Genomic DNA, 4,665 nt, shown 5'->3' with positions numbered 1-4,665 from the left:
CGGCGCGCGGCGTCCCGGGCGGCGGACGGCAACGACTCGGTCAGCGGGACCCGGCTCAGCCGGGCGGCCATCGCCCCGAGATGGCCGTTCCCGGCGGCCGGTGCCGGTCGGGCCGCTGTGAATTCGCCCATCCACGCGGTGAGTTGATCGGCGTGCGCCTGCTGGGTCTGCCCGTCGATGGCCCACGTCAGGTAGGCCCTCAGCGCGACCGTGGCGTGCACGCGTTCCCACAGCGCGGCCGAGATCAGTTCCGGCTGCTCGTAACTGGCCTCGGTGATCAGCTGCCAGCCGTATCGCAGCATCGGCGGCGCGGCGAAGGTACCGGTGGCGCGCAGCGCCGCGTCGGTGCACTTCAGTGACAGCGCCTCGACATCGGGGTGGCCGCCGCCGACGAGCTCCCTCAGCCGAAGCACCAGCGTGTCGAACTGCTTCTGCTGCGCGGGATTCGGCGCCGCCGCCTGCCTCATGGCGAGCAGCAGCAGGTGTCCGCCGATGATGCCGGCGATCGGGCTGGTGACGTTGGTGACCAGCATGTCGACGAGCTGCCCGCCGTGGCCCTCGGCGAGGATGTTGCGGTTCAACGCCAGCGCCAGGCGGGCGCCCTCGACGGCGGCATCCTCGTCAGCCGATCGCGGCGTCCCGTGTCTGCGCATGAACAGGGCCACCCCGGCGAGTCCGTCGGGGTGGTCGGCGGACGGGGTCTCATGTGCGGCGCGCTTGACGGCGACCTGAGTGATCCAGCCGGGGGACACGACGAGACACCCCTCGTGGCGTCGACCGTCGGCACGGCACTGTCTCAGGTAGTACGTGCCCGGTTCGAGTGGCCGCTCCCAGACGGCCACCGCGTCGACGCCCGGCTGTCCGTCGAGTTCACTCTCGGCGACCAGGTCGCCCAGCGATGAGCCTGCGGCGTCGACGACTTCGAGACCCGCCATCGGGTGGGGGACCGCTATCGGCGACTGGCCGGGATCCGTCCAGTGCCGGGCGAGCAGCGAGATGCCGGAGCTGCCGTGTACGAACGGCGTGTGGCGGTTGCGACCCTCGGCCGCCGCCGCGAACGGTGCCTCGTGCGTGCCGATGGTCGCCGCGGTCCCCGGGATGGGCGCCGCGGACGGGAGTTGCGGCGACGCCACCCGGCCGGGCACGCCGTGGCGATCCAGCAGCACAACCTGATCGCAGACCATGGTGATGTCGCGGCCGAACTCGACCCGCACCTTGTAAACGCCGGAGCTGTCGACCTCGTGCACCTCGCCGGTGCCGTCGAAGACACGCTCGAAGCGGTTGTCCATCACGCTGATCGCCGCCGACGGGTTGTCGGCGACCACGTCGAGGGAGAACAGCTCGGTGCCGTCGGACGGTTCGACTGGGGGACCGGCGTCGCTGACCGTCTTCGTCACCGGTCCCGCACCGCTGACCTGGAAGCCGTGCCGCAATCCCGATTCCGCGACCTCGGCGACGTACAACCCCCGCAGGAGCTGCCCGCTCCATGCACCGTTCCGGACCGTCGCCGTCTCTGCCACGACCAGCGGCCGGCCGGTCCAGATCTGGAGTGATTTTCCGTCGGTGCCCGCCGGAAAGGATAGCTGTACAGGGTATTTCAGCCGTGCCGGCAGCCGGTGGAACACCAGCCCGTCGTCGGCACGGACGAAGGGATAGAGGTCCACAGCGGTGGAGTTCCGCGCCGAATCCGGAAGGAACTCGGGCATCACGGTCAGCAGGAAGTTGCGCAGGCTGTACCCGGTGACGCGGCCGCGCTCGTCGGCGGCACCGCCCTGCAGGCCACGCAGCAGTGTCCAGGTGAACACCCCGTGCACCTGTCCGTCGTCCATGCGGTGCTCCAGCGCGCTCTTGGTCTGCGCAGCGAGGCCGAGGAAGGCGGGGACGGCCGATCCGGTGCCGATGCGGGTGCGCAGCGGCACGTCGTTGACCGGGATGGACTGGGAGAAGTTCATGCAGCAGTCCATCCACAGCACGACCTCGCGGAACCGCTGCGCCGTGCGGAACCACTGCATCCAGCCGTGGGCGAACACATGCTCCGGACTCATCTGACTGGCGTTCGCGGCGAACAGCGCGCCTTCCTCCAGCCGCGGGGCGAAGCCGTGCCCCGAGAAGTACAGGTAGAGCCTTCGCCCTGACGTGTCGCGGGTCTGCTCCTCGACCCACTTGAGGGCGCGTTCGACCTGCGCGGCCGCCGGCTGCGGATCGTGCGTGTCCACGGGATCGGCCGAGCGGATCAGCCGGACATCGTCCTCCGCCAAGCCACCCCCGTCGGGGTCGACGAGCCAGTTCTTCACGGCGAGCGCGTCGTTGTGCGGTCCGTCGAGATCGGGTGCGGCGCCGTCGGCGGCCAGCTGCGGGTATCGCGAAATACCCACCACCACTGCGAGATCCCTCATGGCTGTGTCTCCCCGCCGCGGCCGCTCACCACGGGTACGCGTCGTGGATGAACTCCTTGTCCGTCTCGGACAGAGTGCGGTTGAGACCTGCGGAGAACCCGTCGGTGGTCCATGCGGCCGGAATCGGATACATCATGATCGAGCGGTTGTCGACGTCGGTGGCGTCCACCTCGGCCGGGTCGTACTTCTTGAAGATGTTGTGCTCGATGGTCGCCTCGTCCCACCTGTTGGGCGGGCCGGACAGGTCGGCGATCACCGCGGCGCGGTTCCAGTTGATCGACCCGATCGGATTCTGGTGCTCGTGGATCAGGCCGAGCGCATGCCCGAATTCGTGCAGCACCACCCGTAGTTCGGAGTCCGTGGAATCCGGGGTGAGCCAGCCGAAGTTCATCGTCGGCTGCGACGGGGGAATGTCCTTGGACATGGTGCCGAGATAGGACCACGACCCGTCGCCCTGCTCGAACGCGACGCGGATGTCGGCGTCCTCACCGTCGACGAACTTCAGGTCCAGGTTGGCCATCTGCGGTCCCGTCCACGTCTTGGCCACCTCGGCGACGCGCCGCCGCAGATCCGGATCGCCCTCCAAGAAGGCCACGGTGATCTGGGTCCCGGGTTCCCAACGGAACTCGTTCAGAATCGCGGCCTTCGTCTTCCCCTGGACCTGCCCGGGCACGGGCACCATGCAGAAGTGGCGTGCGTTCTCCTCGGTCATGGCGACACCTTTCTCTCGTTCACACCCCGACCCCCGGGGATGTGCTGCCTCGAGTGTCTGCCGTCGCGCGTGGCAGGTCGTGAGTAGTGCGCTACTCGACATGTGAACGGAGGCCGGCAGGTTGCGTAGCTCTACTCATCCCCTGACCGCCTGCCACCGGGCATGCTGATGGACATGTCGCTCATCCAGCCCACGGCCGACGCGCTCGCCGGTGACGTCACCAAACCCGGCCGCGACCGCGCGGTGGACGTCGCCCGCCTCGTCGCACTGGTCGTGGTGATGTTCGGGCACTGCGCCCTGCTGCTGGCCACCATCGACAGCAGCGGTGTCCGCATCGGCAACCTGCTCGGGGCCCTGCCCGACATCCAGCCCGTCACCTGGGTCGTCCAGGTCATGCCGCTGTTCTTCCTCGCCGGCGGCGCCGCGGGGGCCTACGGCTGGCGGTCCGGCGCCGTCTGGGGTGGCTGGTTGTTCGCCAGGACCCAACGGCTCTGCCGGCCGGTGTTCTGGTATCTCGCAATGTGGTCGCTGGGACTGCTCGTCGTGCGCGTCACGCTCGGCGGCGAATCGGCCGACCGGCTCGGACGCGAATCCGTCGCGCTGCTCTGGTTCCTCGGCGTCTACCTCGTGACCCTCGCCTTCGTCCCGGTGCTGACGCGACTGCGGTCGGGCCGCTCGGCCACGGCGCTGGTCGCCTCGCTGCTCGTCGCCGCGGCGGCAGTCGACGCCATCCGGGTCGCCGCCGGCACCCCTACCGCGGGTGTCGCCAACTTCCTGGTCGTCTGGCTGATCCCGATCGTGCTCGGGGTGGCCTACGCGCGGGGTCTCGTCTGTCGGCGCGCCGCCCTGGCCGCCGCCGCCGCCGCCCTCGGCGCCCAGATCGCGCTCGCGGCAACCGGTGTGTACGAGGTGGCACTGGTGGTCACCGGTGTCGAGCACATGTCGAACGTGTCGCCGCCGACACTGCTGCTCGCGCTGCAGTGCACCTGGATGTCCTGCGCGTTCATCGCCGTGGCCGGGCCCGTCCGCCGGTGGGCCGCCCGCCCGCGGGTGTGGCACGCCGTCGCGGTGGGCAACGGTGGCGCGATGACGCTCTACCTCTGGCACATCCCGGCGATCGCGGTGGCCGCCTTCTCGCTGCACGCCCTCGGTCTTGACGCCTACGACGTCCACGCACCGGACTTCTGGGGCCTGCTGGCACTGCGGGCACTCGTCTTCGCGGTCGTGATGACCGTCGCCTTCCGGGTGTTGTCACCGCTGGAACACCGGCCCCTGCCGTGGTGGGACGCCCCGGCTCGACCCGTCGGCGCGCGGTCGACGGCGGCGGGCCTGCTGGTGTGCGTCGCAGGCGTCGCGCTGGTGCTGCTGGCCAAGAACGGACTCGCGGGCGCCACCGGCTGGGTCACCCTCGGCGGCTTCCTGCTCGCCGCCGTGGCCGCCCGTCTCTGCGCGGGCCGCACGGCGGTCTAGCCGGACCGGTGCGCGGTGGGATGCACCTGCACCCGGTAGCCGTGCCGCAACGCCGCCACCGTCAACGCCGGCGTCACCACCGCCACC

The 4,665-nt window shown here is 70.2% G+C and carries 3 protein-coding genes; 1 reads left to right on the top strand and 2 read right to left on the bottom strand.

The annotated features are described in order from the left end of the window. Window positions 1–2,396: caspase family protein (locus tag Q2100_RS29680; RefSeq protein WP_302916904.1), on the bottom strand; the 2,396-nt coding region annotated here is incomplete at its 3' end. A 25-nt stretch (window positions 2,397–2,421) separates the two neighbouring features. After that, window positions 2,422–3,108, bottom strand: coding sequence for a M12 family metallopeptidase (locus Q2100_RS29675; protein WP_302916903.1), 687 nt, complete (start codon window positions 3,106–3,108; stop codon window positions 2,422–2,424). Between the two features lie 174 nt (window positions 3,109–3,282). Here Q2100_RS29675 and Q2100_RS29670 point away from each other — a divergent pair, with 174 nt between their 5' ends. Continuing rightward, the gene (locus Q2100_RS29670) at window positions 3,283–4,578 is read left to right on the top strand and encodes an acyltransferase family protein (protein WP_302916902.1); all 1,296 of its coding nucleotides are present in this window, start codon (window positions 3,283–3,285) and stop codon (window positions 4,576–4,578) included. The last annotated feature ends 87 nt before the right edge of the window (window positions 4,579–4,665 follow it).

Source organism: Mycolicibacterium arseniciresistens, from assembly GCF_030519285.1.
GTDB lineage: Bacteria > Actinomycetota > Actinomycetes > Mycobacteriales > Mycobacteriaceae > Mycobacterium > Mycobacterium arseniciresistens.
The sequence above is the reverse complement of the archived record's forward strand: the minus strand, read 5'-3'. Positions and strand labels throughout refer to the sequence as shown.